The sequence below is a fragment of the Halalkalibacter oceani genome (genome assembly GCF_040544555.1).
In the GTDB taxonomy this organism is placed as follows: domain Bacteria; phylum Bacillota; class Bacilli; order Bacillales; family Bacillaceae_D; genus Halalkalibacter; species Halalkalibacter oceani.
This window is the reverse complement of sequence record NZ_JBEPKD010000014.1, coordinates 14,178-39,106: the sequence shown is the minus strand read 5'-3', so window position 1 is coordinate 39,106 and position 24,929 is coordinate 14,178. Positions and strand designations below refer to the sequence as shown.

The window sequence follows — 24,929 nt, the reverse complement described above, 5'->3', positions numbered from 1 at the left end:
ATGAGCGAATGGGTGCTGAATGAATCGACGATTTTAATAGATCTCGTCGGGAAAACGAAGGAAGATATTTTAGAAGTAATGGGAAGAAATATGGTCGATCACGGCTTGGTTAAAGAGAGCTATGTTGATGCTGTCATTAAGAGAGAAGGAGAGTATTCAACAGGGCTTCCAACTGGCGGGGTAGCCGTGGCGATTCCCCATACGGATGTCGAGCATGTCAGGCGGAAGTCGATTAGCGTGGCTGTCTTGCGTCATCCGGTTGAATTCGGAGTGATGGGGGGAGCTCCGACGGAGACGGTGCCGGTGAAGGTCGTCTTCATGCTGGCGATGGATGAAGCGCATTCCCAACTTAAGCTGTTGCAGCAATTAATGCGCATTCTTCAAAGTGAAGAAAAGCTGCAGAAGATAGTCAAGGAAATGAATCCGACAACGCTGAAAACATACTTAACAGATCAATTAACTTGTTTATCAGATGAAGGAGGTGAATAACAATGAAAAAGAAAAAAGTATTAGTGGCCTGCGGAGCCGGGATCGCTACATCAACGGTTGTCAACAACGCGATTGAAGAGATGGCGAAAGAGCATAATTTAACAATCGATTTAGTCCAAATTAAAATTGCCGAGGTGGCAAGTCATAAAGATACAGCGGATCTTCTCGTCACGACAGCGATGACGAAAGCAGAATATCCATTTCCGGTTATTAACGCCAGATCGTTTTTGACAGGGATTGGCACAGACGAGACAAAGAAACAGATTCTCGAAGCGCTGAAAGCGTAGGAAACTCAGTTCAATAAATGACTCGGTTTCCCTTGCACAGGGAAACCGGGCTCTGCTCGGAAAAAAGGGGGAAGACAGATGGAGGGCTTCGTGAATTTCATTCAAGGGTTCTTAGATTTAGGAGCAACTGTTATTTTGCCGGTCGCGATTTTTATCCTCGGCATGATTTTTGGCCAAAAGCCGGGTAAAGCATTCCGCTCGGGGCTGACAATTGGAATCGCTTTCGTTGGGATCTTTCTGGTCGTTGATTTACTCGTTCATAATTTAGGTCCGGCGGCGCAAGGGATGGTTGACCGTCTCGGAGTCGAATTAAATGTCATCGACATCGGCTGGCCTGCCTCATCGTCGATTGCCTGGGCCTCGATTGTTGCCGCATTTATTATTCCTCTTGGTTTACTGGTCAATGTGATTATGCTCGCGACGAAAACAACGAAGACGATGAATGTCGATATTTGGAACTTCTGGCATTATACTTTTACAGCGGCGATGGTCTACACGATTACGAACCAGGTTGTGCTTGCGTTGATTGCGGCCGTTCTTTTCCAAATTGTTTGTCTGAAAATTGCCGACTGGACGGCGCCGATGATCGGCGAGTTTTACGACTTGCCGGGGGTTTCAATCGCAACAGGAAGTACGATTTCGTACGCGCCGGGAATTTTTTTAGTCAAAGGCCTGCAACGGATTCCGGGAGTGAAAAAGTGGAATGTCGATCCGGAAACGATTGAAAAGCGCTTTGGTATTTTAGGAGAATCGATGTTTATCGGTCTTGTCCTTGGGGCGACAATCGGCTTCCTGGCAGGATACAGCATCGGTGATGTGATCGAGATCGGAATTGCGATGGCGGCGGTAATGGTCTTAATGCCGCGGATGGTCAAAATTTTAATGGAAGGGCTAATGCCTGTGTCCGAATCGGCGCGTGAGTGGTTAAATAAGCGCTTTGGCGATCGGGAAATTTATATCGGGCTGGATGCTGCTGTCGCGTTAGGACATCCATCCGTGATCTCAACTGCCTTAATTTTAGTACCCATAACGGTATTTATGGCGGTCGTGCTGCCGGGGAATGCCCTGCTTCCATTCGGTGATTTAGCGACGATCCCGTTTATTGTCGCCTTTATTGTCGGAGCGGCACGCGGGAATATTGTCCATTCGGTTATCGTCGGTACGATTATGATTGCGATCTCCCTTTACATTGCGACAGATGTGGCGCCGCTTTTTACGCAAATGGCGATCGACAGCAATTTCAACATACCTGAAGGGGCAGGACAGATTTCAAGCATCGACCAGGGCGGCAACATTATCAATTATATTATCGTGAAGCTATTTGCTTTATTCAGCTGATAAAAGAGCAACAGGTTAGGAGGCGACAGAATGAAAGCATTGGTCAAAACAGAAGACGGCTTTGGTCATCTTCATATTCAAGAAAAACCTGAACCAGTGCCGGGTGAGAACCAGGTGAAAATTGAAGTGAAGTACGCCGGCATTTGCGGCTCGGACATTCATACGTACGAAGGTCATTATAAAGTACGCACCCCGGTGACGCTCGGTCATGAGTTTTCTGGAGAAATCGTCGAGGTCGGCGCGGGGGTTAAGGATATCAAGGTGGGTGACCGAGTCACGTCGGAGACAACATTCGAGGTTTGCGGGGAATGCCGCTATTGCCAGTCAGGCGATTATAATCTTTGTCCGCATCGCAAAGGATTGGGTACACAGGTCGATGGCGGTTTTGCCAAATACTTGATTGCCAGAAAAGAGAGCCTGCATCATCTGCCGGAAGGTGTTGATTATCAATCCGCAGCGATGACGGAGCCGCTCGCCTGCACGTATCATGCTGTGGCAAAAACGAAGATTGAAAACGGTGATCTTGTCGTTGTCATTGGGCCAGGACCAATCGGGCTCTTTACGGCCCAGGTCGCAAAAAGCAGAGGAGCGCGGGTCATCATTACGGGATTGACCAATGATGAACTCCGGCTCAAAAAGGCGAAGGAGCTCGGAATCGACTATGTCGTCAACACGCAGGAAGAGGATGTGAAAGAGCTCGTCCGCTCTTTGACGGACGGATATGGCGCTGATGTCGTTTATGAATGCTCAGGGGCAGCGGCGGCGGCTAAGCAGGGGCTTGATCTTTTACGGAAAAAGGGGCAGTACGGCCAGGTAGGTTTATTTGCGACTGCAGAGGTTTCCTTTGATTTGGAAAAAATCATTCAAAAAGAAATCCGCGTTGTCGGCAGCCGGAGTCAGAAGCCGGCCGACTGGGAACCGTCGCTTGCGTTGCTGAATGAAGGTCAGGTTAATGCGAAAGCGCTTGTGACGCACGAGTTTCCGATTACACAGTGGGAAAGCGCCTATCAGGCAATCAAAAGTGGAGAAGCGATTAAAGTGCTTTTAGTCCCGGAGGAACAATAAGGCGCAAAAAAGATCGGAGTGATGAAACATGGTCGAGATGATGCTTGATTTTATGCTGGGTCCATTAAGAGGGCTGGTCAGCTTTTACGTTGACTATCAAATGATTTTCAACTCGCTGATCGTTGGCTTTGCTCTCTATAGCGTTCTCGCAAAGCCGAAAGTGAAGAAAACGAGTGAAGGTCAGGAGAGGGCGTAGCATGGAAGCGTTAAATTTATATGGCGTGCAGGATATCCGTTATATGAACATGCCAGAGCCTGTTCTCAATTCCGAAGATGACGTCATAATTGAAGTGATGGCTGCCGGCATATGCGGTTCTGATCTATCACGGTATAAAAAACTAGGCCCATACGTCAAAGGGATGACATTCGGTCATGAATTCTCCGGTATCGTGAAAGAAGTAGGGGCGAATGTACAAAGCGTCCAAGTAGGAGATCGGGTGGCGGGTTGTCCCGCCTTTCATTGTGGAAGCTGCCCAAGCTGCCAGCAGGGGAAGCTATCGCAATGTGAAGCTTTAACAGTACTCGGGGCACGGCATCCCGGCGCGTTTGCAACCTATGTGACGCTACCGGAACGGAACGTCATTTCCTTGCCGGAAGAGATTGACTATGATACCGCCGCTCTCATTGAACCGTCCGCGGTCGTTGCTCATGGCTTCTATCAAACGACAATCCAGGCTGGAGCGGATGTCGCGATTATCGGCTGCGGCAGCATCGGCCTGCTGGCGGTTCAATGGGCGAAAATTTTTGGCGCGAAGCGGGTTTTTGCGATCGACATCGACGAAGCAAAGCTCGATCTTGCGAGGCGGCTCGGCGCTGACGTGATCATTCATGCCGCTCACTCACCGGTCCACGAACAAATGTATCAGAAGACGGCCGGCCGAGGCGTCGACCTTGCAGTCGAGGCGGCAGGCTCTCCTGTCACTTCGGCGCAAGTGCTCGCCTTGCCGAAAAAAGGCGGAGAAGTCGTTTTTCTCGGAATCCCCTACGGTGACGTAAATGTCGAACGCTTTTATTTTGAGAAAATTGTCCGCAATGAATTGCGTCTCTATGGCTCGTGGAATGCGCTCTCCTCCCCGTTTCCAGGCCGGGAATGGGAGGCGACCGTCCATTTTATGAAGACAGGCGCGATCCGGGTGGAACCGATGATTACCCATCGATTGCCACTAAGAGAAGGACCAAACGCATTCCGTGACATGACAAATGGGGGCAAGGGCTATGTAAAAGCGCTCTTTCATCCTCAGCGTTAACTTTTTTAGAGCGCTAAAATGCTTTGAGCTTAAGACAAAGGTGAGCTGGCCGATGTCTTAAGCTTTTTTTTCTTTCCCAGCAGCGGATTTCACATAAAATGAGCCGGCAAAGAGGAGGGCTCCACAAATGAAAAAAATCGGTGTCAAGCCTACTAAGTGGGAGATGATGCCAAAGGATAGCGGGCTTGCCGACTGGGCGATCCGATTTCCCGTAATGCGGATCGCTAAGGTGCGTCCACTGTAGCCGGCCGGTGAGAGATTGATCACAGCGACGGTTGATAGCGGCTGGGCCAATCCCATCCCCGCGCCGAGAACGAGACAGACCAATGTCCAGTAAAGGAAGGAGTCAAACGCTGGAATTAATGCAAAGCAGAGGCCGCTCCACAATAAAGAGACAAAGAGAACCGTATAGCGATGGCCCAATGTTAAAATTTTCCCCTGAATGCTTCTGATCGCCATTGAGGCGACGCCTTGGGCACTGAGAAGCGCGCCGATTTGTGTTGTTGAGGCGCCTTTTGATTGTAAAAAGAGCGGAAAATATGTAATAAGAACATCCTTGGAAAACTGGACGAACATACTGGCCGAGATCGCTTTGGCCATCCCGGGAATTTTGATTAAATCAAAAGCTTTGTATTCAGCAGCATGAGCCAGCTTCGTCGCTGGCTGCCCGGCTTGAGCGGGCGTTTTTTCGCTTCGGTCACGCAGGACGAGCAGACAGAGAATCGTCACAAGAAAAGAAATCATCGAAAAAATAAAGAACGTATGATAAATGCTGTTTTCGGAGATGATGCCGCCGATTAACGGACCGAGTAACTGTCCTCCTGAAACCCAGAAGCTGTGCCAGCCGAAATATTTGTCACGCTTATCGATCTCTACATAGTGTCCAAGCGAGTTTTGAAAAGCGATGACGATGAAAAGATGAGCGATTCCGCACAAGGTTTGCGAGAGGTACAGCATTGGCAGCATCGGCCATAGAAAAGGTATTAATAACGAAAATGAGATCGTTAAGATACCGAGAATGATCGCGAGGCTTCCTTTAAATTGGTCAATGATTTTACCGGCCTTAAAGGCTAAAAACAATGGCAGAAAAGAAAAGCTTGCTGCAATTAAGCCGATTTCAAACGTACTGGCGTCAAGCTCAACTGCCAATAAAGGAACCATCGGGCGTATGCCCTGGATAATCGCCTGGTGAAGAAAGCTGCAAAAGCATATAAAGAAAATGAGCAGACGCGGGTTCAAAAAGATCACCTCCAGTTTATGACAGTATCAAAATAGTACTACTACTTGAAGAAAATGAGAAGGGGAATGAACTGGTTTAACAAAGCGATAAAAACGGAGTTCTCCTTGACTAGCTCGCACAGGTTTATTATACTTTCGGCGATAAAGCATGTCCTGACAGGAGGGATCATTTGTTTATACATAAAATTGACGATGAGCTGTCACTGAAGTTGATCGAGGTCAACGATCGTGACAACATCTTCGAATTAACCGAGCGTTCAAGAGAGCATTTGCGCCAGTGGCTTCCGTGGCTTGATACGACGACAAAAGTCGAAGATACGGAATCGTATATCAACATGTCGTTGCAAGGGTTCATTGAAGGGAAAAGCTTACAGACCGTCATTTTGTTTCACGGACAGGCAGTCGGGGTGGCCGGCTTTAATCAGATTAACCGGGCGAATCAAACCGCCTATATCGGCTACTGGCTAGCGAAGGACTATCAGGGGAACGGAATTATGACGAGAGTGGCGAAGGCGTTGACGGATTATGCGTTTACTGAACTGAAGCTGAATAAAGTGGAAATTCGGGCGGCGGTGGAAAATACAAAGAGCAGAGCGGTGCCGGAAAGGCTTGGCTTTGTTCAAGAAGGTACGATCCGTCAGGCGGAATGGCTGTATGATCATTATGTGGATACGGTCGTGTACGGCATGCTGGCGACGGAATGGAAAAAAAGCTAGGCGAGCCTTGCGGCGGGCATCATGAAGATTTCGTGGCGATCATGCGTGGAGGGTGACCTTTTCTTCTATATTGAGTATAATCAAAGGTTAGAAGGCTGGAGGAGGCGGGTATGAGCGGAAAAACGATAACGGTTGAAAATCTGGTGCGGCGATTTTCGCTGCGCGTGCTGGCGGGCGAGAACTTAAATGAAAAGCTGATTACCCAGTCACGGGTCCATCGGCCCGGATTGGAATTCGTCGGTCATTTTGATTTTTTTCCGACAGAACGAATACAGATTCTCGGCAGAAAAGAAATTAATTATTTGCATAAGCTAAGTAAAGAAGAACGGAAAATCCGGATTGGAAACATTGTTCACTATCATCCCCCCTGCTTTATTGTAACGGCGGGAGAAGAAGGGCTTACCTATTTGACGAAGTATTGTATCGAAGAGGGGATTCCCCTGCTTATCACGAACAAGCCTGAAACGACATCGGAGTTCATAACGTATTTGGATGCCTATTTAGTGAAGGAGATGGCGCCGGAAATGTCGATTCACGGTGTGTGCGTCAATGTATCCGGGATCGGTGTTTTGCTGCGCGGAAATTCAGGTGTAGGGAAAAGTGAGACGGCTCATACGTTGATCGGACGCGGTCATCGGCTTGTCGCTGATGATATCGTCGTCTTAAAGAAGCTCAGTCCACAGACGCTGTTAGGAACCCATGATGAAAAAACAAAGGAATTTTTGGCGTTGCGGAGCGTCGGCTTGTTAAACGTTGTGCGAATGTATGGGCGGAAGGCGTTTCAGGAGGAGACGAGGATTGCGCTTGATATTAACCTGACGAAGTGGGAGAAGGATGCGCTTAACAATGAATTGGAGCAGGAAGCGGAATTTACCGATTATATGGGCGTGAAAGTACCGACCATTGAAATTCAGCTCCAGCCCGGACGCGATGTCGCCGGATTGATTGAAGCGGCTGCGAATAACTGGTATTTGCGGCAGCAGGGCTACAGCGCAGCAGAGGAGTTTATGAGCAGGATTGCTTCTGATATATCTGATCAAAGCGCGGACTAGAGGGGTTGGTCAAAAGGGAAAACAGAGAGCCTTTTGACCGGCCTCTTAGCTTTTCGTCCGTCTTTATTTCGGCTCGTAGGAGGTCTTTTCCTGTACAGCTCCATCCTTTTTATGGACGATCAGATGAGTTTGCTTATTTTTGGCGATTTCTCGGGCACGGTCAATCGCCTCTTCTTTTTTGCTGAACACTTCTGAAGGTCGTTTGGCATCCTCGGCCTGAACGGCCCAGCCATCCTCATGGGCAAGGACGTGTTCCCCTTTATCCATCAGCTCGGGCCGGCTGCTGCTGTTCTTCTTGTGGGATTGCAGTTCCTGATCGCCGGCCTGTTTGATCTGCTTGATCTCCTGCTTGCTTGCATTCTCATACCATTCTTTCGCCTGCTTCGTCGCAATCGGGATCGCACGGCTTTCCTCATAGCCGTCCTTGACCATCGCATTGGCGATTTCAATTGCTTTCTTTCGGATGGCCGGGTCAAGATTTTTCAATGAACTCGGGTAATCTTTTGTATTCCACGGCATGGGATCAACACCTCCAATCAGCTGTTGATGTACGTTTTCCCTTCTGGAAAAAGAGTAAACCTTTTGGCTGATAAAGATTCTTGACTTTCAAGCCGGAAAGAGTATGATAAAGAATACTGAATAAGTTAGTTACTTAATTAATTTGGCTGGAAAGGGGTAAGGGAATGGATCAGGAAACGGAAAAGCTTATCCAGCTTTTTATACGGCTTCACCGTAAACAGCTTGAAACGAATATTCGATCTGTTGACCATAAAACAAGTGAAAGCAGAGTCCTTTATCTATTAAAAAAAAGCAATTCGAGAGGCCTGAAAGTATCCGATCTCAGCGTCGCTTTGCGGGTAACGTCACCGTTTGTTACCCAGCAGGTCAACCTGTTAGAAGAAAAAGGTTTGATTCAGCGCCAGCGGGATGCAAAGGACGGCCGAGTGGTGAGAATCCATTTAACAGAGGAAGGATGGGTAGCGGCCGAGGAAATAGAGCAAAATATTTACAGTATCTTCTCAGGGTTAACGGCCTATCTTGGGAAGGAAGATAGTGATAAATTGGCTGAATTACTGACGAAAGCTCTTAATTATATTGAAGAGCAGTTCAAGGATAAAATGAGGGGAAAAGCATGAAAAATTTACTGACCTATATAAAGCAGTATAAATGGCAAGTTGGACTCGTTCTGCTCCTGACACTTGGAGGAATTTTATTAGAGCTTTACTTGCCGACACTGATGGCGGATGTTGTTGACATTGGAATCGTAAATGGTGATATTGGCTATATTTTGCAAATTGGCGTCTGGATGATTGTTTGCTCGATTCTCGCTGTTGTGCTGACGGTCGCCGTCACCTTTTTCGCCTCGAAGGTCGCCCTCGGCTTCGGACGGGATATTCGCCGCAAGCTGTTTGTCCATGTCGAGCATTTTTCGTTGCAGGAGTACGATAAAATCGGAGCTGCTTCTTTAATTACGCGGACGACAAACGATATTAAACAGGTCCAGGATGTCGTCAATATGATGCTGAGGATGATGACAAGAGCACCTTTGATGCTCGTCGGCGGGATTATTTTGGCGATATCGCGCGATGCCGTTTTATCGCTCATTTTCCTTGCGGCGCTGCCGGTGCTGGGCGGGGCGATCTGGCTCATTTCCCGCCGCGCAATTCCACTTTTTAGTGAATTGCAGAAAAAAACCGACCGGCTTAACCTGCTGTTACGGGAAACGTTAATTGGGACACGGGTAGTCAGAGCGTTTAATCGGGTTTCTTTTGAAAAGGCGCGCTTTAACGAAGCGAATCAGCAGTTTCGCGATACGGGCATCCGCGTCAACCGGATTCTTGCTAGCATGTTCCCGGTGATGATGATCGTGATGAACTATACGAATATCGCGATCGTCTGGTTCGGGGCCATCCGGATTAATGCGGGAGAGATGCAGGTCGGGAATTTAATGGCCTTTTTGCAATATGCAATGATGATTCTCTTCTCACTCGTCATGCTTTCGATGGCATTTGTGATGATTCCGAGAGCACAGGCTTCAGCGAGACGTATCAATGAAGTGCTGCAAATGACTTCAGATATTCAGGATCCGGATGAAGTGGCAGAAGGCAGCGATAAACGGGGTGTGCTGACATTTAAACATGTCACGTTCCGTTATCCGGGAGCCGAGAAGCCGGCGCTTGAGTCAGTCTCTTTTGAGGCGAAGCCGGGAGAGACGACGGCGATTATCGGCAGCACGGGGGCCGGTAAGTCAACGTTGCTTCAGCTAATTCCGCGCTTTTATGATGTGGAGAACGGGTCGATTGAAATTGATGGGGTCGATATTCGGGCGCTGGCTCAGCAGACGTTGCGTCATAAGCTGGGCTACGTGCCGCAGAAAGCATCGATGTTTACCGGAACGATCGCCGCCAATATTCGTTTTGGCAATGAAGAAATCAGCGATGAAGAAGTGATGGCTGCACTGGAAACGGCCCAGGCCGGTGAATTTGTCCGGGAGCGCGAGAACGGGATTTACGCTGAAATTGCTCAGGCCGGAGCCAATCTTTCAGGCGGTCAAAAGCAGCGCCTCTCTATCGCCCGGGCGCTGGCTCGCAAGCCGCAAATTTATCTGTTCGATGACAGCTTTTCCGCGCTCGACTATAAGACCGATGCTAAGCTGCGTCAGGCTTTAAAAGAAACGACAGCAGAGGCGACGATTTTGCTTGTGGCCCAGCGGGTGAGTACAGTTGTCGACGCCGATCAAATCATTGTGCTGGATGAAGGGAAGGTCGCCGGGATTGGCACGCATGAAGAACTGCTGTCAAACTGCGGCGTTTACCAGGAAATTGTCGCGTCCCAGCAATCAGAGGAGGAGAGCGCATGACCGATCAGAAAAAGACAACAGCGAAGGCTGGACAGTCAGGTGGAGGAGGAGGTCCGTTTGGAAGCGGGCACAGAGCGGCAGGAATGCCTGGGGAGAAGCCGAAGGAATTTAAGAAAACGTTGCGCCGGCTCGCCCGTTATTTAAAGCCCCAGGCCGGGAAGCTGATCCTTGTAGGGATCGCGGCTTTAGTTGGCACCCTCTTTAACGTGATCAGTCCAAAGCTGCTCGGGGATGCGACTTCCTCGCTGTTTGACAGCTTTGTGCAGTCGGTCGGAGTCGATTTTGCCTTTCTCGGACAGCTTCTGTTCTGGCTGCTTGTTCTGTACACCGTGTCTTCTTTATTTATGTACGTTCAGCAATATGTAATGGCTGGGGTGTCCCAGCGGATGATTGCCAGTATGCGGAAGGAAGTGAACGAGAAGCTTTCCAGGCTTCCACTGCGTTATTTCGACAAGCATTCGCATGGGGACTTGTTGAGCCGGGCGGTGAACGACATTGATAATATCAATACGTCGATGCAGCAGGCGCTGACGCAAATCATTACCTCCGTCATTACGATTGTCGGGATTATTGTAATGATGCTTGTCATCAATCCGCTGCTGACGTTGGTCGTTTGCGTAACATTGCCGCTCAGTGTGCTTGTTATCCGCTTTATCGCCGGACGCTCGCAAAAGTACTTTGTCAATCAGCAGGCGGAGCTTGGGGCGGTGAATGGCCATATCGAAGAAATGTTCACCGGCCATCAGGTGGTGAAAGCCTACGGTCATGAGGAAGAGGCGATTAAGCGTTTTGATAAAATGAATGACCGTCTGTATACGGCAGGCTGGAAATCACAGTTTATTTCCGGAATTATGATGCCGATGATGACGTTTATCGGCAACCTTGGCTATGTGCTTGTCAGTATCGCCGGCGGGATTCTCGTTATCAATGGCAGCATTCGTATCGGCGATGTGCAGGCCTTTATCCAGTATACTCAGCAAATTTCTCATCCGATGGCTCAGGCTGCCGGCATTGCCAACATGATTCAATCGGCCTTAGCCTCAGCAGAACGGATTTTTACGCTGCTTGACGAGCAGGAAGAAAAGCCGGAAACGGAAACGGTTACCGATTTGCAGCAAGTAAAGGGGCGTATCACTTTTGATCATATTTCCTTCGGCTATGATAAGGATCAGCCTGTCATTAATGATGTGACACTTGAAGTCGAGCCTGGTCAAACGGTCGCGATTGTCGGCCCGACCGGAGCCGGAAAGACAACGCTGATTAATTTACTGATGCGCTTCTATGAAGTTGACCGCGGGCGGATTTTACTGGATGGAATCGACTATGCGAAGCTGAGACGCGAGCAAGTCCGAAGTCGTTTTGCGATGGTGCTTCAGGACACATGGCTGTTTAATGGAACCATTCGGGAAAACATCGCCTACGGCCGGGAGGGGGCGACGGAGGAGGACATCATTCAGGCGGCGAAAAGCGCTTATGCCGATGATTTTATCCGTACGCTGCCGGATGGCTACGATACGGTGCTCGGCGAGGACGCGACCAATATTTCGCAGGGACAACGTCAGCTGTTGACGATTGCCCGGGCGATTTTATCGGATCCGCTCATCCTGATTCTTGATGAAGCGACCAGCAACGTCGATACACGGACGGAGATGAACATTCAGAAAGCGATGAACGAAATGATGAAGGACCGCACAAGCTTTGTCATCGCCCACCGGCTTTCGACAATCCGTGACGCGGACCGAATTCTCGTCATGAACCACGGCGACATTATCGAACAGGGAACGCATCAGGAGCTGCTCGATCAGAACGGTTTCTATGCCGAGCTGTATAACAGTCAGTTTACTGAGGCGGCTGTGGCGAATTGAAAGAGAATTGAGGAGGCTTGGACAGAAGTCGAAGGTGAGAAGAAACAACATGGCAGTGGTTCTGTTCTGCGCACACTGCTTCGAGCTTGAGCTAAAAGGGAAAAGCTACCCTTTTGGTTCAAGCTCTATTTTATTCCACTAGGAAAAAAGAAGTTCCCAGTAAGTGTTTTGAATATCTTTGATTGAATATGATCGTTTTTGATTGAATATGATCGTTTTTCGTGTATAATGAAGACAGTAAGACAATGAGGTGAGGGACATGCTGACAGTAGAACGGCACGAAAAAATAATGAAATTATTGCAGGAAAAGCAAACGGTAACGATCCAGGAACTGCTCGATGAAACGGGAAGCTCCGAATCGACGATCCGCCGGGATTTAACCGAGCTTGAACAGCAGAAAAAAGTAAAGCGGATTCATGGCGGGGCGACCCGTTTGCAAAAAAAGCTTGAGGAGCCGACACTGGCTGAAAAAACGGTCAAAAACATTCAGGAAAAGAAAGCGATTGCTGAAAGAGCAGCTGCGTTCGTCGAAGAAGGAGACTGTATTTTTCTCGATGCTGGTACGACAACGCTGGAGATGATTCCGTTTCTTAACAATAAAAAGGTTGCTGTGGTGACGAACGGCCTGATGAACATTGGACTGTTGGCTGATTTGGAAATTGAAACTCACGTCGTCGGGGGAGAAGTAAAATCAGGCACGAGAGCCTTTGTCGGGCGATCGGCGATTCAAACGCTCGAAACGTTCCGCTTTGATAAAGCTTTTCTTGGAACGAACGGGGTGACAAAGCAGGACGGCTGCACGACTCCCGACCCGCAGGAAGCCTTTATTAAAGAATATGCCAAGCAGCGATCGCGCCAAACATATGTCGTAGCGGATCACTCGAAATTCGGCGAAGTTGCTTTCGCGAAGTTTGCTGCGGTCGACGAGGTGACGCTAATTACAAGTTCAAAGGTCGAAGAAGAGCGTGACGTCAGCCAGATGACGAATATTGAGGTGGTATCGCTATGATTTATACGGTGACATTAAATCCGGCACTGGATTATTTTGTCCGGGTCGATGAGGTCAAGATCGGGCTGGTGAACCGTTCCGCGGCTGACCGAAAGGAGCCGGGCGGTAAAGGGATCAATGTGTCGCGCGTGTTAAAGCGGCTCGGTCATCACAGCGAAGCATTAGGCTTTATCGGCGGCTTCACAGGGGAGTATGTGAAAAACGTGGTCGAACAGGAAGACATCGGGACGAACTTCACAACGGTCGAGGGAGATACGCGGATTAATATCAAAATAAAAGGGCGCGAGGAAACCGAAATTAACGGCGTCTCGCCAGTCATCAGCGAGCAGGCTCTCAGCCGGCTGTATGAGCAGCTGGCCGCTCTCTCGCCAGGTGACGCGCTCGTCTTAGCGGGCAGTGTCCCAGAATCACTTCCGCTTGAAATATATAAAACGATGACTGCCGAAGCTCAAGCTAAGGGAGCAGAAGTGTTTGTAGATACGAGTGGAGAGCCGCTGAGACAGGTGCTGGAGGCGAAACCGACATTTATTAAACCGAATCATCATGAACTAGGCGAGCTTTTCGATACGGTGATTTCAGCTCCTGAGCAGGCGCTTCCCTATATCAGGCAGCTTCATGAACGGGGGATTCACTATGTGCTTGTCTCCTTTGCCGGGAAAGGGGCGCTTCTTGGCGCCGACGGGCAGATTTTTGCCGCTTCTCCGCCGAAGGGCACAGTGAAAAATTCGGTCGGAGCAGGAGACTCGGTAGTGGCGGGTTTTTTAGCAGCGCAAAAAGAGGGGCGTTCCCTGAAGGAAGCCTTTTGCTTTGCGGTCGCGGCCGGCAGTGCCACGGCGTTTTCCTCAACATTTTGCCGGCTGGAGGAAGTTGAACGATTAGCACGGACGATTGATGCCAGTATATGGGAAGGGTGAGTAAAGTGAAAATTTCTGATCTGTTACAAAGAGATACGATGATCATTGATATGAAAGCCGGGGATAAGGCAGCTGCGATTGATGAGCTTGTTGCCAAGCTTGATTCAGCCGGCCGTCTTGCAGATGCTGCGGGCTACAAAGAGGCGATTTGGAAAAGGGAAAACGAAAGTACAACCGGGCTTGGCGATGGCATCGCGATTCCACACGCCAAGAGCGAAGCCGTCCGCACTCCGGCGATCGCGTTTGGCCGTTCAACTGCCGGGCTTGATTACGAGGCACTTGATGGACAGCCGACTCATTTGCTGTTTATGATCGCCGCTTCTGCCGGGGCAAACGAGCAGCATTTGGCGACACTTTCGCGCTTGTCGACTTTTTTAATGGATGAAAGCTTTCGCGCGGCATTGCTTCAGGCCGAAAGTGAGGATGATGTCATCAGGGCGATTGACAAGAAAGAGCAGGAGGCTGTTGAGGAAGAGCAAAACGAGGAAGCCGGTCAGCAAGGCTACCGGATACTCGCTGTCACCGGCTGCCCAACCGGAATTGCCCACACGTATATGGCAGCGGATGCCTTGAAGGCGGCAGCAAACGAGCAGAATATTTCATGTAAGGTGGAAACCAATGGTTCGAGCGGGGTGAAGAATCGCTTAACTGCTAAAGAAATCGAGCAGGCGGAGGCGATCATCGTCGCAGCCGATACAAAAATCGAGCTGGAGCGCTTTGCCGGAAAGCGGCTGATCCAGGTTCCCGTGGCTGATGGGATCAAGCGGCCGAAGGAATTGCTGGAGCAGGCTTTAGCAGGAAACGCACCTATGTATCAAGGCTCGAAGCAAGAGGAAAAAAAGGAAGAAGGAACAAGAGGCGGAGGCTTTTACAAGCATTTGATGAATGGGGTTTCCAATATGCTTCCGTTCGTTGTCGGCGGTGGAATTTTAATCGCGATCTCCTTTATGATCGATATTGACTTAGATCATCCGTTAGCGGCAATGCTTGATGCGATCGGCGGTGGCACGGCTTTTGCTTTAATGATCCCGGTGCTTGCCGCCTTTATTGCAATGAGTATTGCTGACCGGCCTGGCTTTGCAGCCGGGATGGTCGGCGGTTTAATCGCGGTCAATGGAGATGCCGGTTTTCTTGGAGGGCTGATTGCTGGCTTTCTGGGCGGCTATATCGCATTGATGATCAAAAGCATGCTGGCAGGGCTGCCTGACGCGCTCAGCGGCATCCGGACGATTCTGTTCTATCCGGTGTTAAATATCTTTCTAACCGGGATGGCGATGCTGCTGCTCGTTAGTCCGCTCAGTGCGTTTAACTCTGCGCTCGAAAGCTGGCTTGGAAGTATGGGGACGACCAACATCGTTTTCCTCGGCGTCATCTTGGCGAGTATGATGGCCATTGATATGGGAGGTCCGATCAACAAGGCGGCATTTACCTTTGGTATTGCGATGATTGACGCTGGCAACTTTGGGCCGCATGCCGCGGTTATGGCGGGAGGAATGGTGCCCCCGATCGGGATTGCGTTAGCGACGAGCTTCTTTAAAAGCAAGTTTACCGAGCAAGAGCGTGAAGCAGGAAAAACGAACTACCTGCTTGGAGCGTCCTTTATTACCGAAGGCGCGATTCCGTTTGCCGCAGCAGATCCTGGACGGGTGCTGCCGGCAGCAATTATTGGGGCGGCGGTAGCCGGCGGGTTAACGGCATTTTTCGGCATTGGATTGCCTGCGCCGCATGGCGGGGCGTTTGTCATCGGTCTTGTGTACGGAAATTGGTTCCTCTATGCCGTGGCGATTATTGCAGGAGCTGTGATCACGGCGCTGATTCTCGGCTTCTGGAAGAAAAAAGTAAGCTGAAAGCTTTTCTTTACAAGAGGAAGAGCTTGAGACAAAAGAGCTTTAAGAGAGCGTGGCGGCTACGTCACTGCTTAGAGGGCTGGGGCCAAAAGGTAAAAAACAACCTTTTGCTCCAGCCTCTTCCTTTTTTGTGAGGAAAGACCTTGTAGATTACTGACGAAAAATAAGTGAATTTGAAAAAATTTCTTTATAGAACCATTTTCAGTATGGTAAGGTATAATAGTACCATTCCAAATGAAGGAGTGTTATACATAATTGGCCTGATGTTTTTTTAGGAAAGTATACATTTTAGTGTGAGAAGGACTAAGGAGGGCAGTATGAGTATTCGTAAGAAGCTTGTTGGAATTATTTTAACTGCAGTAATTGGATTTGTATTATTACTTGGGGCTGTTTATTATGCTTATAATGAACTGCTAGTCATGGATGAGGAAATGGAACAGATTGTCGATGCTGTAAACTTAGGTCAGAGAGTCATGTTGCATGCTAATCAGGCCCGGGTCAATGAATCAGAATTTTTGCAAACCTTCGATGAAGAAAATGTTGCCGAAGTGGAATCGGAAATCAATCAGCTGCAAGCTTCGGTGGACGAGCTTGCCAGTATGATGAGCAACGAGGCGATCAGTGAAAGCAGTAGAATATTGAACCAATATTCAACGATGTATTCCACGCGCTTTCAGGAGCTCGTTCAAAACCAGCAGGAAGTCGGGTACGGTCCTGACAGCGGTAAGCGCGGTGAACTGAACGAGGCGGCAGAGCAATTTGACACAATGCTGAGAGAACAAAATGACACGGTAGCTTTACAGCTGTTCCAGGAATTGCGGATGATTGAAAAGGACTTTATTGCTGATCAGATTCCGGTCAGTGAATTTTCGCAAGTCCGGGAACAAATTGCAGCGCAAATTACAAGCGGCGGTTATTCGGGAGAGCAGCAGGAGGAAATGATTAATGCGTTAAATTCCTATACGGGTATATTTAATTCGATTCAGCAGCTGATTATTTCCCAGCTTTCTTCCTCACAGGTGTTCCAATCGATTATCGGTACAATGGATGTCGAAGTCGGCAACATTAATAATGTGCTGACGGAAAGCTATGAGCGAATTGTCGGGGAAAAAGAAAACTTAATGAACATGCTGATAATTATTATGGCAGCCGTCAGTGCCGTTATTCTTATTCTTCTTGTCGGAATCGGGATGTTCGTCCTGCGCTCAATTTCTAAATCGGTTCAGCAGTTACAAAGCGGAGCTGAGATTATTGGGGAGGGGAACCTCGCTTACCGGGTGGAAGACAGCGGGAAAGATGAACTTGGCAAAGTGGCCCGCACCTTTAATGACATGGCGGCACAAGTGCAAAAATCAATGATCGAAGTCAAGAATGCGGCCAATCAACTGTCAGCCTCCTCTGAGTCTTTATCTGCTGTCTCTGAACAGACAACGGCGCAAAGCTATGAAGTCAGTAAGGCGATTGAACAGGTAGCGACAGGAGCGCAACAGCAGTCGAGCGATATTGAGCAAGGCTCGCGTTTGATTGAAGGTATGACGACGCAAATTAATACGATTAACGAGCATGCTGAGGATATTGCCGTTCAGGCTCACACAACGAGTGAGCGGGGACAGGCTGGAATCGAAGTCGTCAATGAGCTTGATCAGACGTCAAGAGAGTATACGGCATTGGCTCAAACGGTAATCAACAGTGTTGAAGACGTAGCGAATCAATCTCAGCAAATTGCTAAAATTCTTGTGACGATCGAGGAGATTTCTGAGAGTACAGGGTTGCTTGCTCTCAATGCTGCAATCGAAGCAGCGCGGGCAGGAGAAGCAGGAAAAGGCTTCGCTGTCGTCGCGAATGAAGTAAGCAAGCTTGCGGAGAAAACAAAGGGAGAAACAAACAATATCCAGAAAGTCATTAAGACCATTAATGAAAAAATTGTCGCCTCAACTTCGGAAGCGCAGAAGTTAGAAATTTACAATCAACGTCAACAAGCAACAGTCGATCAGACGTTAACCTCGTTCCATGATATTGTTGAGCATGTGACGGGAATTGAAGAAAGTACGGAAAAGATTAGACATGCTCTTACGACCGCAACCGAGTCGTCACGTAATTTAGTAGCGGCGATGCAGGATATTAGCGCAGTTTCAGAAGAGTCTGCCGCATCAAGTGAAGAAGTGATGGCTTCAAGTGAAAATCAAATTAAGGCGATCGAAGAAGTGAATATTTCGGCAACGGAACTTCTGCAGCTCTCGCAAACGCTATTAGCAGAGGTAAACAAATTTCAGCTAGAGGATAATAATGCAGCCGAGGCATACAGCGACTATGAAGAAGTAGTCGAAGAATTCACAGAAGCCGAAGACCTCACGGATGAAGCTGAAGTGCAGCCTGAGGAAGAAGACATTGAGGTGGAAGCTGAAGCAGAAGAAACAGAGGAGCAGGAACAATCGCGCCAATAAACGGTGATTGTCTGGTGAAAGCTCTCTGAAGAAATGAGCTTGAGACAAAACTAGCTTTGGACCTACTGGCAATGGCTTAACACGCCACAAGCCCGTTGTGAGAAACCCACTCACAACGAGGCCACTGAAAAACCTCTTTTTCCGTAACTCGAAGAAGTGTAATGGCTCCGCGCGTTGCGCGCCTTGCTACGAGAAACCCACTCGTAGCAAGGCTTTCAAAATCAGGCAACGGCTACGCTCATTACTAAAAAGCTGCTGGAAAAGTGGAAATCGTACTTTTTCAGCAGCTTCCTCACAACGGGCTTTAAAAGATCGTGGCGGTGCCGCTCATTGCTTAAAGAGGTTGGGAAAAAGGTAAAAAAACAACCTTTTGCCCAACCTCTTTTGGTTACACTGTCTTACATCGCTTTCTTTTTCAGTTTAAATGGGGAACGGAGCCGCTGAGTCTCGTTTATATTAACGAGGCCAATTCCAATGAGGATCAGCACCATACCGACGATTGAGATCAGATGAATGGACTCCCCGAGCAGAAGCCATCCGCAGAGGACGCCGATCATCGGTACGAGCAGGAGCGACAGGGAAGCCTTGCCGCCCTCGCCCTTTTCCAGTAAATAAAACCAAAGGACGAACGCAAAGGCAGAGGCGACTACTCCGGCAAATAGCAAAGATAAAACAGCGGGGGTGCCCCATTGGATCGATTCACCTCTTTCAAAGAGAAGTGAGTAGCCTAACAGACCAGCAGCGCCAATCGCCATCTGGTAAGTTGTAAATTGAATCTTATTATGGTGCTGAAGAATCTTTTTCACGATAATATTGGAAATCGCCCAAGCGACTGATCCCGAAAGTACGAGAAGCTGCGTAATAAATGCGAATCCGCTCCATTCAAATTGAAGAGGATTAATTTCCAGGACGAAAAAAAGGCCGATAATGCCTAAAAAGAGTGCTGTGATTTTGATCGCAGTCAAGCGCTCACCAAGAAAAAAGTGAGCGAGGAAGGCGAACCAAAACGGCATCGTAAATGACAATAAACTAGTGATCCCAGCATCGATATACTGTAAAGCCTGCTGATTGATCGTAAAGACATACGCGGTTTGCAGCAAGCCGCAAAGTGCATACCATTTCCAGTCCCCTTTTTTAGGTAAGGGAATCCGTTTATAGTAGCAAACAGCTAAAAGAACAGCGGCTCCTAAACAGAAACGAATGGCCGAAAAAAGGACAGGAGGAAAATAATCAAGGGCCGTTTTCATAACGACCCAATTAAATCCCCAAATTAAACAAAGTAAAATCGTTAACCAGATGATAAGCATCTCCCCCAGTTACATGAAATCTACAATGCTCGTGAATACTGTTTCGGAATGTCGGTTTTATGGTCGAGCGTGCGGGCTGCATGAATCGGCCAATAAGGATCGCGCAGCAGTCCGCGGCCAATCGCCACTAAATCGGCATCATTGTTTCCGATGACGGCATTGGCCAGCTCCGGGCTGTCCAGCTTCCCGACACTGATGATTGGCAGGTCAAATTGCTGCTTAAACGCCTGCGCGTACGGTACTTGGTAGCCGGAGTGCGTACCTGGTTTGCCGTGCGGGCCCATTCCGGCGACTTCGAGCGGAGCTTCACCGCCAGCACTAATATGAAAAATATCGACACCGGCTGCTTCATATTGCTTACAAATGTCGATCATGTGATTGACATCATATCCACCAGCTGCAAATTCAGTCGCTGAAACGCGCATGAGCAGCGGCATTTCCGCCGGCAGCTCACTTTTTACCGCCTGAATGACTTCGACGCCGAATTTTGCCAGGTTCTCTCCGTATTCATCATCACGTTTGTTAATAAGCGGAGAATGAAACTGATGAATCAAATAGCCGTGTGCGCCGTGCAGCTCAATCGTATCAAATCCAGCCTGAACGGCTCTTCTGGCAGCTTGGCGGAATTTTTCCACAAGGGCGTTAATGTCATCCTTTGTTAACGCTTTTGGCACCTTGAAGGTTGAATCATAGGCAATCGCTGAGGAAGAAACCGGAAGCTTGGCGTCTTCTGCTTTGCGGCCGGCATGGGCGATTTGAATACCCATTTTTGCGCCATGTTTATGACACGCTTCGACAATCCTTGCATATGCCGGAACATGTTCATCGGACCAGATCCCTAAATCATAATCAGTAATGCGGCCATCCGGCTCGACATCGGTCATCTCGATGATAATCAGTCCAGCTCCGCCGACTGCCCGTGACGTGTAATGGGTAAAATGCCAGTCATTCGGCTTGCCATCCTTCGCTTCGACCGAGTATTGGCACATCGGGGCCATGACGATACGGTTCTTTAATGTAAGTCCCTTATAGGAAAACGGGGAAAATAAGTGTGTCATCTTTGTTCCTCCTTTAGTTTTCAGATGCAGTTACTAATATGTAATGCATTTGTGCAGCTTTCTTCTAAAAAGATACGGTTATCAGCAAAGCTTCACGTAGTTATTTTACTAATAATTTGGAAGAAAGGAAACTAATGTGCCTCCTTTTACGATTGTTTTGTTTGAATAGGGAGGAAGACGGAAACCTATATCATAAGAAATAGATAATTATTAACAAATACTAGATAAAATGGACTAATTATCAATTTAATCATAAATTTAGGGTTTTGTGCTTCGGTAATGTTGGTACACAGAGTTATGTAACACCCAATAAACTTTTTCAAGGAGGATGATGGAAATGGCTACAAACAATTCTACTAGCAACATGACACGTGAGGAAGCAGGACGTAAAGGTGGAGAAGCGAATGCTCGCCAGCATGACCGAGAGCACTTCGAGGAAATTGGCAGAAAAGGCGGCGAACAGACAAGCCAAAATCATGATCGTTCCTTTTATCAAGAGATTGGAAAAAAGGGTGGAGAAGAAAATGCCCGTCAGCATGATAGAGAGCATTTTCAGGAGATCGGTCAAAAGGGCGGAAGAAATTCCTCCTCAAATAACCAGCCTTCCAACAGCAACAACAATAACAACAATAACAATAACAACGGCAACAACAACAACCGGAATAACAACAACAACAGCAGAAACAACAACAATTAAAGAGGAACGTTTGTGCATCGTTTGAACATAAAAGGAACCGCTGTCAGTCCAGAGTAAGGCAGCTGCCCCAAAAAGTATTGGCTTTTTGGGGCAGCTGCCTGTTTTCGTCTATTCAAAACGCAGTAACTGAAATAGCTCCTCTTCATTTACGAGGACGTCGGCTAACGTGTATTTATGGAGCACTTGAAGATAGGCCTGCATCGCTTCGCCAAGAACCCCCTTTAAACGGCAGGACGGTGAAATGACGCATAGATTTTTACTCGGATCAAAGCATTCAACCGTATGAAAATCCTCTTCCATCAGCCGGACAACCTGACCGATGTTAATCTCTTCCGGGCTTTTTCCTAAACGAAGTCCGCCGTTGCGCCCGCGAATGTTTTCGAGGTATCCGGCTTTTCCAAGCTCATATACGACCTTCATCAGATGATTTTTCGATATGTGGTAACTGTCGGCAATTTCTTTAATCGTCGCCAGCTTTTCCTGTTTGCGTACGGCCAAATAAATTAAAGTGCGTAAGGAGTAGTCAGTATAATTTGTTAAGCGCATAGTATCTTTCCTTTCTAAGGAGTGGACAACTTCTGTCTAATAAGTTCTCTCACTAGTAATGGTATCATCAAAAAAGAGAAATGGCATGTAATGCGTAAGATTTGTGTCCAAATTATTAAAGAAGTATTTAAAATATTGCTTTTAGCCTCCATTAGTGAAAGAATGAAACTAGCTTCATAAACTAATGGGGTAGGGGGAGTTAAAATGTTAGATCAGAAAACAATTGAGGTTATTAAATCAACAGTACCAGTGTTACAGGAGCATGGGGAGAAAATCACAACACATTTTTATCAGACGATGTTTACCAATCATCCGGAGCTATTGAATATTTTCAATCATGCGAATCAAAAGAAAGGCAGACAGCAAGCCGCTTTGGCGAATGCCGTCTATGCCGCGGCATTACATATTGATCAGCTTGAAACAATTTTACCTGTCGTTCAGCAGATTGCCCATAAGCATAGAAGCCTTGGGGTGAAAGCAGAGCATTATCCGATCGTTGGCGAGCACTTGCTTCAAGCGATGAAGGACGTTTTGCAGGAAGCGGCGACGGAGGAAATTATTCAGGCGTGGGCTGACGCTTATGGGGTCATCGCCGATATTTTTATTTCGGTTGAGGCGGACATGTATGAGCAGGCAGAGGCACAACAAGGTGGCTGGCCTGACTTCAAATCATTTGTTATTGATCGAAAAGTGAAGGAAAGTGAGGTCATTGCTTCCTTCTATTTGAAACCGGCTGACGGCAAGGTGCTTCCACCGTTTTTGGCAGGGCAATATATTAGTGTAAAGCTTGAAATTCCAGGGGAACAATATACGCATATTCGCCAGTACAGTTTGTCGGATGCTCCGGGACAGGATTATTACCGGATCAGCGTGAAGCGCGAGGATCAGCAAGAACCGGCGGGGAAAGTTTCGACCTATCTCCATCAGCATCTCAATGAAGGTGATCGCCTGTTAGTTAGTGCTCCAGCCGGGGAGTTTATCCTGTCAAAGAGCGCACGTCCGTTAGTATTGATCAGCGGAGGAGTCGGTTTAACACCGCTTGTCAGCATGCTGAAAACAGCGGTGCGGGAGCAGAAGGGGAGAGACGTGACCTTTATCCATGCGGCGATTGACAGCAAGCACCATGCGTTGCGTGCTGAAGTTGATCAGCTGGCCGCCGGGCATGAGCATGTTCGGGCTTTTTATTGTTATGAACGGCCTGCGGCAGAAGATCAACAATATGATAAGAGCGGCTATCTTAATGAAGAGTGGCTCCAAACCATTATTAGAAATAAGGACGCTGATTATTACTTTTGCGGACCGGTTGGCTTTATGAAAGCCGTCGATCAGATAATGACGAACTGGGGGATCGCTGAGGAACAAAAGCATTATGAATTTTTTGGACCGGCGATGAAATTATAATAGAATAATAGAAGGCTGGATTTGAAGGGATTTTTTTCCTCTCTTCCAGCCTTTTTTTAGTAGACGAATAAAATCGATTGAGCGAGTCAGGAATGAAATGATTCTTATAAAACGCTGACTGATATGGCGGTTAAATGATAAGGAGAATTCCAATCTGAAAAATGAGTTTACTAAATAGGAAGAAAGTGGGTTATTTCAGCTGCCAATATTAAAATATTTCAAAAAATCAGTTGGCTGCCGGAGTTTACTGCTTTTTAAAAAAATTTTAAAAATATGTTGACGAATGTAAACGGTTTAATTTACTATTAACTTGTCAGTTACAAATTTGTGAATTTTTTTGCACTCGCTGAGAAATTTGTCGAAATGCAGAATATCGGGTTTATGTACCTCTTTTTTTTAGCTGGGTGCTGGATCCAGGATACCCTTTAAAAGCAACAATGAATTATGAAAGGGTTCTCACATAGCGCAGTTGTAACTGTTTCAGTTATTCATTTGAAATCACGTTAGGGGGGGCGTAAATGGGAGAAAAGTTAACAATGGGCTTGCTTTTTGGAGAAGCAACCGGTATTGGTTCTGAGCTTGTTATTAAAGCACTTCAGAAAGCTGAAATCAAAAATCACGCGACATGGGTACTAATTGGTGATGAGAGAGTTTATCGCCAGGGAGAGGCAGTCACTGGGCTATCGGTCGAATATACAAAAATTAAATCGATGGCTGACGTAAAGCCGGAGGAAGATCGCGTTTGGTTTATTGACCTCGGAAACTTAAATCCTGAGACGTATGAGTTAGGAAAGCTTTCGATCGATTCAGGTCGCGTTACAGGAGAAACATTAAAATATGCAATGGATCTCGCTAAAGCAGGCGATTTAGACGGAATTGTGTACGCACCGTTAAACAAAGAAGCACTTCATCGTGGCGGACATCATTTTGAAGATGAGATTCATTATTTTGCCTCTTTGCTGGATTGCGAGAAAGGGTTTGGCGAAATCAACGTCATGGACGACCTTTGGGTGACACGTGTAACGTCACATGTTCCTATTAGTAAAGTCAGCTCGCTTGTTACGAAGCAGCGCGTCCAAGAAGTAATCAATTTTGCTCATGAAAACATGACGACAGCCGGAGTGGAAAATCCAAAAATCGTTGTGTCGGCATTGAACCCGCATGCTGGTGAAGGTGGTATGATCGGCCGAGAAGAAATTGACGAAATTATTCCGGCTGTGAAAGCGGCACAGGCAGACGGGATCAATGTAAGTGGACCGTTCCCGGCAGATACGCTCTTTTTACGGAGAGATAAGGAACCGTTCAACTGTCTCGTCGGTATGTATCATGATCAGGCGCAGACAGGGATGAAGCTGCTCGGTTTTTACAGAGGGGTAACAGTTAGCGGAGGCTTACCTGTTGTGTTAACGACTCCTGCCCACGGAACTGCCTTTGATATTGCAGGGAAAGGGAAAGCGGATTCAGGTGCGATGGAGGCGGCGATGAAGCTGGCAGTGCGCTTAGTCACAGGAAGAAAGCAAAGAAGCGAATTGGCGAAATAAACAGATT

General features: G+C 47.8%; 23 protein-coding genes. 18 read left to right on the top strand and 5 right to left on the bottom strand.

Annotation, left to right across the window (positions count from 1 at the left end; translation table 11 throughout):
- From ABMB67_RS14815 to ABMB67_RS14790, 6 genes are all read left to right on the top strand, one after another.
- A complete protein-coding gene (locus ABMB67_RS14815; protein ID WP_251222923.1) occupies positions 1-489 on the top strand; it encodes a PTS sugar transporter subunit IIA in 489 nt (162 codons plus the stop codon).
- Positions 490-491: 2 nt separating this feature from the next.
- Positions 492-776, top strand: a complete 285-nt coding sequence (locus ABMB67_RS14810; protein WP_251222924.1) for a PTS sugar transporter subunit IIB — start codon at positions 492-494, stop codon at positions 774-776.
- Positions 777-854: 78 nt separating this feature from the next.
- Entirely contained in the window at positions 855-2,114 is a 1,260-nt protein-coding gene (locus tag ABMB67_RS14805) for a galactitol-specific PTS transporter subunit IIC (protein ID WP_251222925.1), read from the top strand.
- A 30-nt stretch (positions 2,115-2,144) separates the two neighbouring features.
- A complete protein-coding gene (locus ABMB67_RS14800) occupies positions 2,145-3,179 on the top strand; it encodes a zinc-binding dehydrogenase (protein WP_354572529.1) in 1,035 nt (344 codons plus the stop codon).
- 28 nt (positions 3,180-3,207) lie between these two features.
- On the top strand, positions 3,208-3,375 hold the full coding sequence (locus ABMB67_RS14795; RefSeq protein ID WP_354572528.1) for a hypothetical protein: 168 nt from the start codon (positions 3,208-3,210) through the stop codon (positions 3,373-3,375).
- 1 nt (position 3,376) lies between these two features.
- A complete protein-coding gene (locus ABMB67_RS14790) occupies positions 3,377-4,426 on the top strand; it encodes a galactitol-1-phosphate 5-dehydrogenase (RefSeq protein ID WP_354572527.1) in 1,050 nt (349 codons plus the stop codon).
- Between the two features lie 57 nt (positions 4,427-4,483).
- On the opposite strand, the gene ABMB67_RS14785 is transcribed toward ABMB67_RS14790, so the two are convergent.
- Positions 4,484-5,665 (bottom strand): MFS transporter, encoded by a 1,182-nt coding sequence (locus ABMB67_RS14785; RefSeq protein ID WP_354572526.1) that lies wholly within the window; start codon positions 5,663-5,665, stop codon positions 4,484-4,486.
- Between the two features lie 170 nt (positions 5,666-5,835).
- On the opposite strand from ABMB67_RS14785, the gene ABMB67_RS14780 reads away from it, so the two are divergent.
- Positions 5,836-6,381 (top strand): GNAT family N-acetyltransferase, encoded by a 546-nt coding sequence (locus tag ABMB67_RS14780; RefSeq protein ID WP_354572525.1) that lies wholly within the window; start codon positions 5,836-5,838, stop codon positions 6,379-6,381.
- 110 nt (positions 6,382-6,491) lie between these two features.
- Complete coding sequence (gene hprK / locus ABMB67_RS14775) at positions 6,492-7,433, top strand: HPr(Ser) kinase/phosphatase (RefSeq protein WP_251222931.1); 942 nt, start codon at positions 6,492-6,494, stop codon at positions 7,431-7,433.
- Between the two features lie 63 nt (positions 7,434-7,496).
- Here the strand turns inward: hprK and ABMB67_RS14770 are convergent, their stop codons facing one another.
- Positions 7,497-7,952: a DUF2188 domain-containing protein gene (locus ABMB67_RS14770; RefSeq protein WP_354572524.1), complete on the bottom strand. Its 456-nt coding sequence runs from the start codon at positions 7,950-7,952 to the stop codon at positions 7,497-7,499.
- 164 nt (positions 7,953-8,116) lie between these two features.
- On the opposite strand from ABMB67_RS14770, the gene ABMB67_RS14765 reads away from it, so the two are divergent.
- The 7 genes from ABMB67_RS14765 to ABMB67_RS14735 all read left to right on the top strand — a co-directional run bounded on the left by ABMB67_RS14765 (position 8,117) and on the right by ABMB67_RS14735 (position 18,372).
- Positions 8,117-8,569: a MarR family winged helix-turn-helix transcriptional regulator gene (locus ABMB67_RS14765; RefSeq protein ID WP_354572523.1), complete on the top strand. Its 453-nt coding sequence runs from the start codon at positions 8,117-8,119 to the stop codon at positions 8,567-8,569.
- Entirely contained in the window at positions 8,566-10,293 is a 1,728-nt protein-coding gene (locus ABMB67_RS14760) for an ABC transporter ATP-binding protein (RefSeq protein WP_354572522.1), read from the top strand. Before ABMB67_RS14765 ends, ABMB67_RS14760 begins: the two co-directional genes overlap by 4 nt.
- Complete coding sequence (locus tag ABMB67_RS14755) at positions 10,290-12,158, top strand: ABC transporter ATP-binding protein (RefSeq protein WP_390188913.1); 1,869 nt, start codon at positions 10,290-10,292, stop codon at positions 12,156-12,158. The genes ABMB67_RS14760 and ABMB67_RS14755 overlap by 4 nt, the downstream gene beginning before the upstream one ends.
- A gap of 259 nt (positions 12,159-12,417) precedes the next feature.
- A complete protein-coding gene (locus tag ABMB67_RS14750; protein ID WP_354572521.1) occupies positions 12,418-13,167 on the top strand; it encodes a DeoR/GlpR family DNA-binding transcription regulator in 750 nt (249 codons plus the stop codon).
- Positions 13,164-14,081 (top strand): 1-phosphofructokinase, encoded by a 918-nt coding sequence (gene pfkB, locus ABMB67_RS14745; protein ID WP_354572520.1) that lies wholly within the window; start codon positions 13,164-13,166, stop codon positions 14,079-14,081. Before ABMB67_RS14750 ends, pfkB begins: the two co-directional genes overlap by 4 nt.
- A 5-nt stretch (positions 14,082-14,086) precedes the next feature.
- Positions 14,087-15,928 (top strand): PTS fructose transporter subunit IIABC, encoded by a 1,842-nt coding sequence (locus ABMB67_RS14740; RefSeq protein WP_354572519.1) that lies wholly within the window; start codon positions 14,087-14,089, stop codon positions 15,926-15,928.
- 317 nt (positions 15,929-16,245) lie between these two features.
- Entirely contained in the window at positions 16,246-18,372 is a 2,127-nt protein-coding gene (locus tag ABMB67_RS14735; RefSeq protein ID WP_354572518.1) for a methyl-accepting chemotaxis protein, read from the top strand.
- Between the two features lie 398 nt (positions 18,373-18,770).
- Here the strand turns inward: ABMB67_RS14735 and ABMB67_RS14730 are convergent, their stop codons facing one another.
- A complete protein-coding gene (locus ABMB67_RS14730; RefSeq protein WP_251222940.1) occupies positions 18,771-19,679 on the bottom strand; it encodes a DMT family transporter in 909 nt (302 codons plus the stop codon).
- Between the two features lie 20 nt (positions 19,680-19,699).
- Positions 19,700-20,737 carry an NADH:flavin oxidoreductase/NADH oxidase gene (locus ABMB67_RS14725; protein ID WP_354572517.1) on the bottom strand — a complete coding sequence of 346 codons (1,038 nt, stop codon included), beginning with the start codon at positions 20,735-20,737 and terminating at the stop codon, positions 19,700-19,702.
- A gap of 337 nt (positions 20,738-21,074) precedes the next feature.
- On the opposite strand from ABMB67_RS14725, the gene ABMB67_RS14720 reads away from it, so the two are divergent.
- Positions 21,075-21,434, top strand: a complete 360-nt coding sequence (locus ABMB67_RS14720; RefSeq protein WP_354572516.1) for a general stress protein — start codon at positions 21,075-21,077, stop codon at positions 21,432-21,434.
- 108 nt (positions 21,435-21,542) lie between these two features.
- On the opposite strand, the gene ABMB67_RS14715 is transcribed toward ABMB67_RS14720, so the two are convergent.
- Positions 21,543-21,980 carry an Rrf2 family transcriptional regulator gene (locus ABMB67_RS14715; RefSeq protein WP_354572515.1) on the bottom strand — a complete coding sequence of 146 codons (438 nt, stop codon included), beginning with the start codon at positions 21,978-21,980 and terminating at the stop codon, positions 21,543-21,545.
- 204 nt (positions 21,981-22,184) lie between these two features.
- Here ABMB67_RS14715 and hmpA point away from each other — a divergent pair, with 204 nt between their 5' ends.
- Together hmpA and ABMB67_RS14705 are read left to right on the top strand one after the other, a co-directional pair.
- Positions 22,185-23,381, top strand: coding sequence for an NO-inducible flavohemoprotein (gene hmpA, locus ABMB67_RS14710; RefSeq protein ID WP_354572514.1), 1,197 nt, complete (start codon positions 22,185-22,187; stop codon positions 23,379-23,381).
- Between the two features lie 518 nt (positions 23,382-23,899).
- Positions 23,900-24,922 carry a 4-hydroxythreonine-4-phosphate dehydrogenase PdxA gene (locus tag ABMB67_RS14705; protein WP_354572513.1) on the top strand — a complete coding sequence of 341 codons (1,023 nt, stop codon included), beginning with the start codon at positions 23,900-23,902 and terminating at the stop codon, positions 24,920-24,922.
- Positions 24,923-24,929 lie beyond the last annotated feature (7 nt).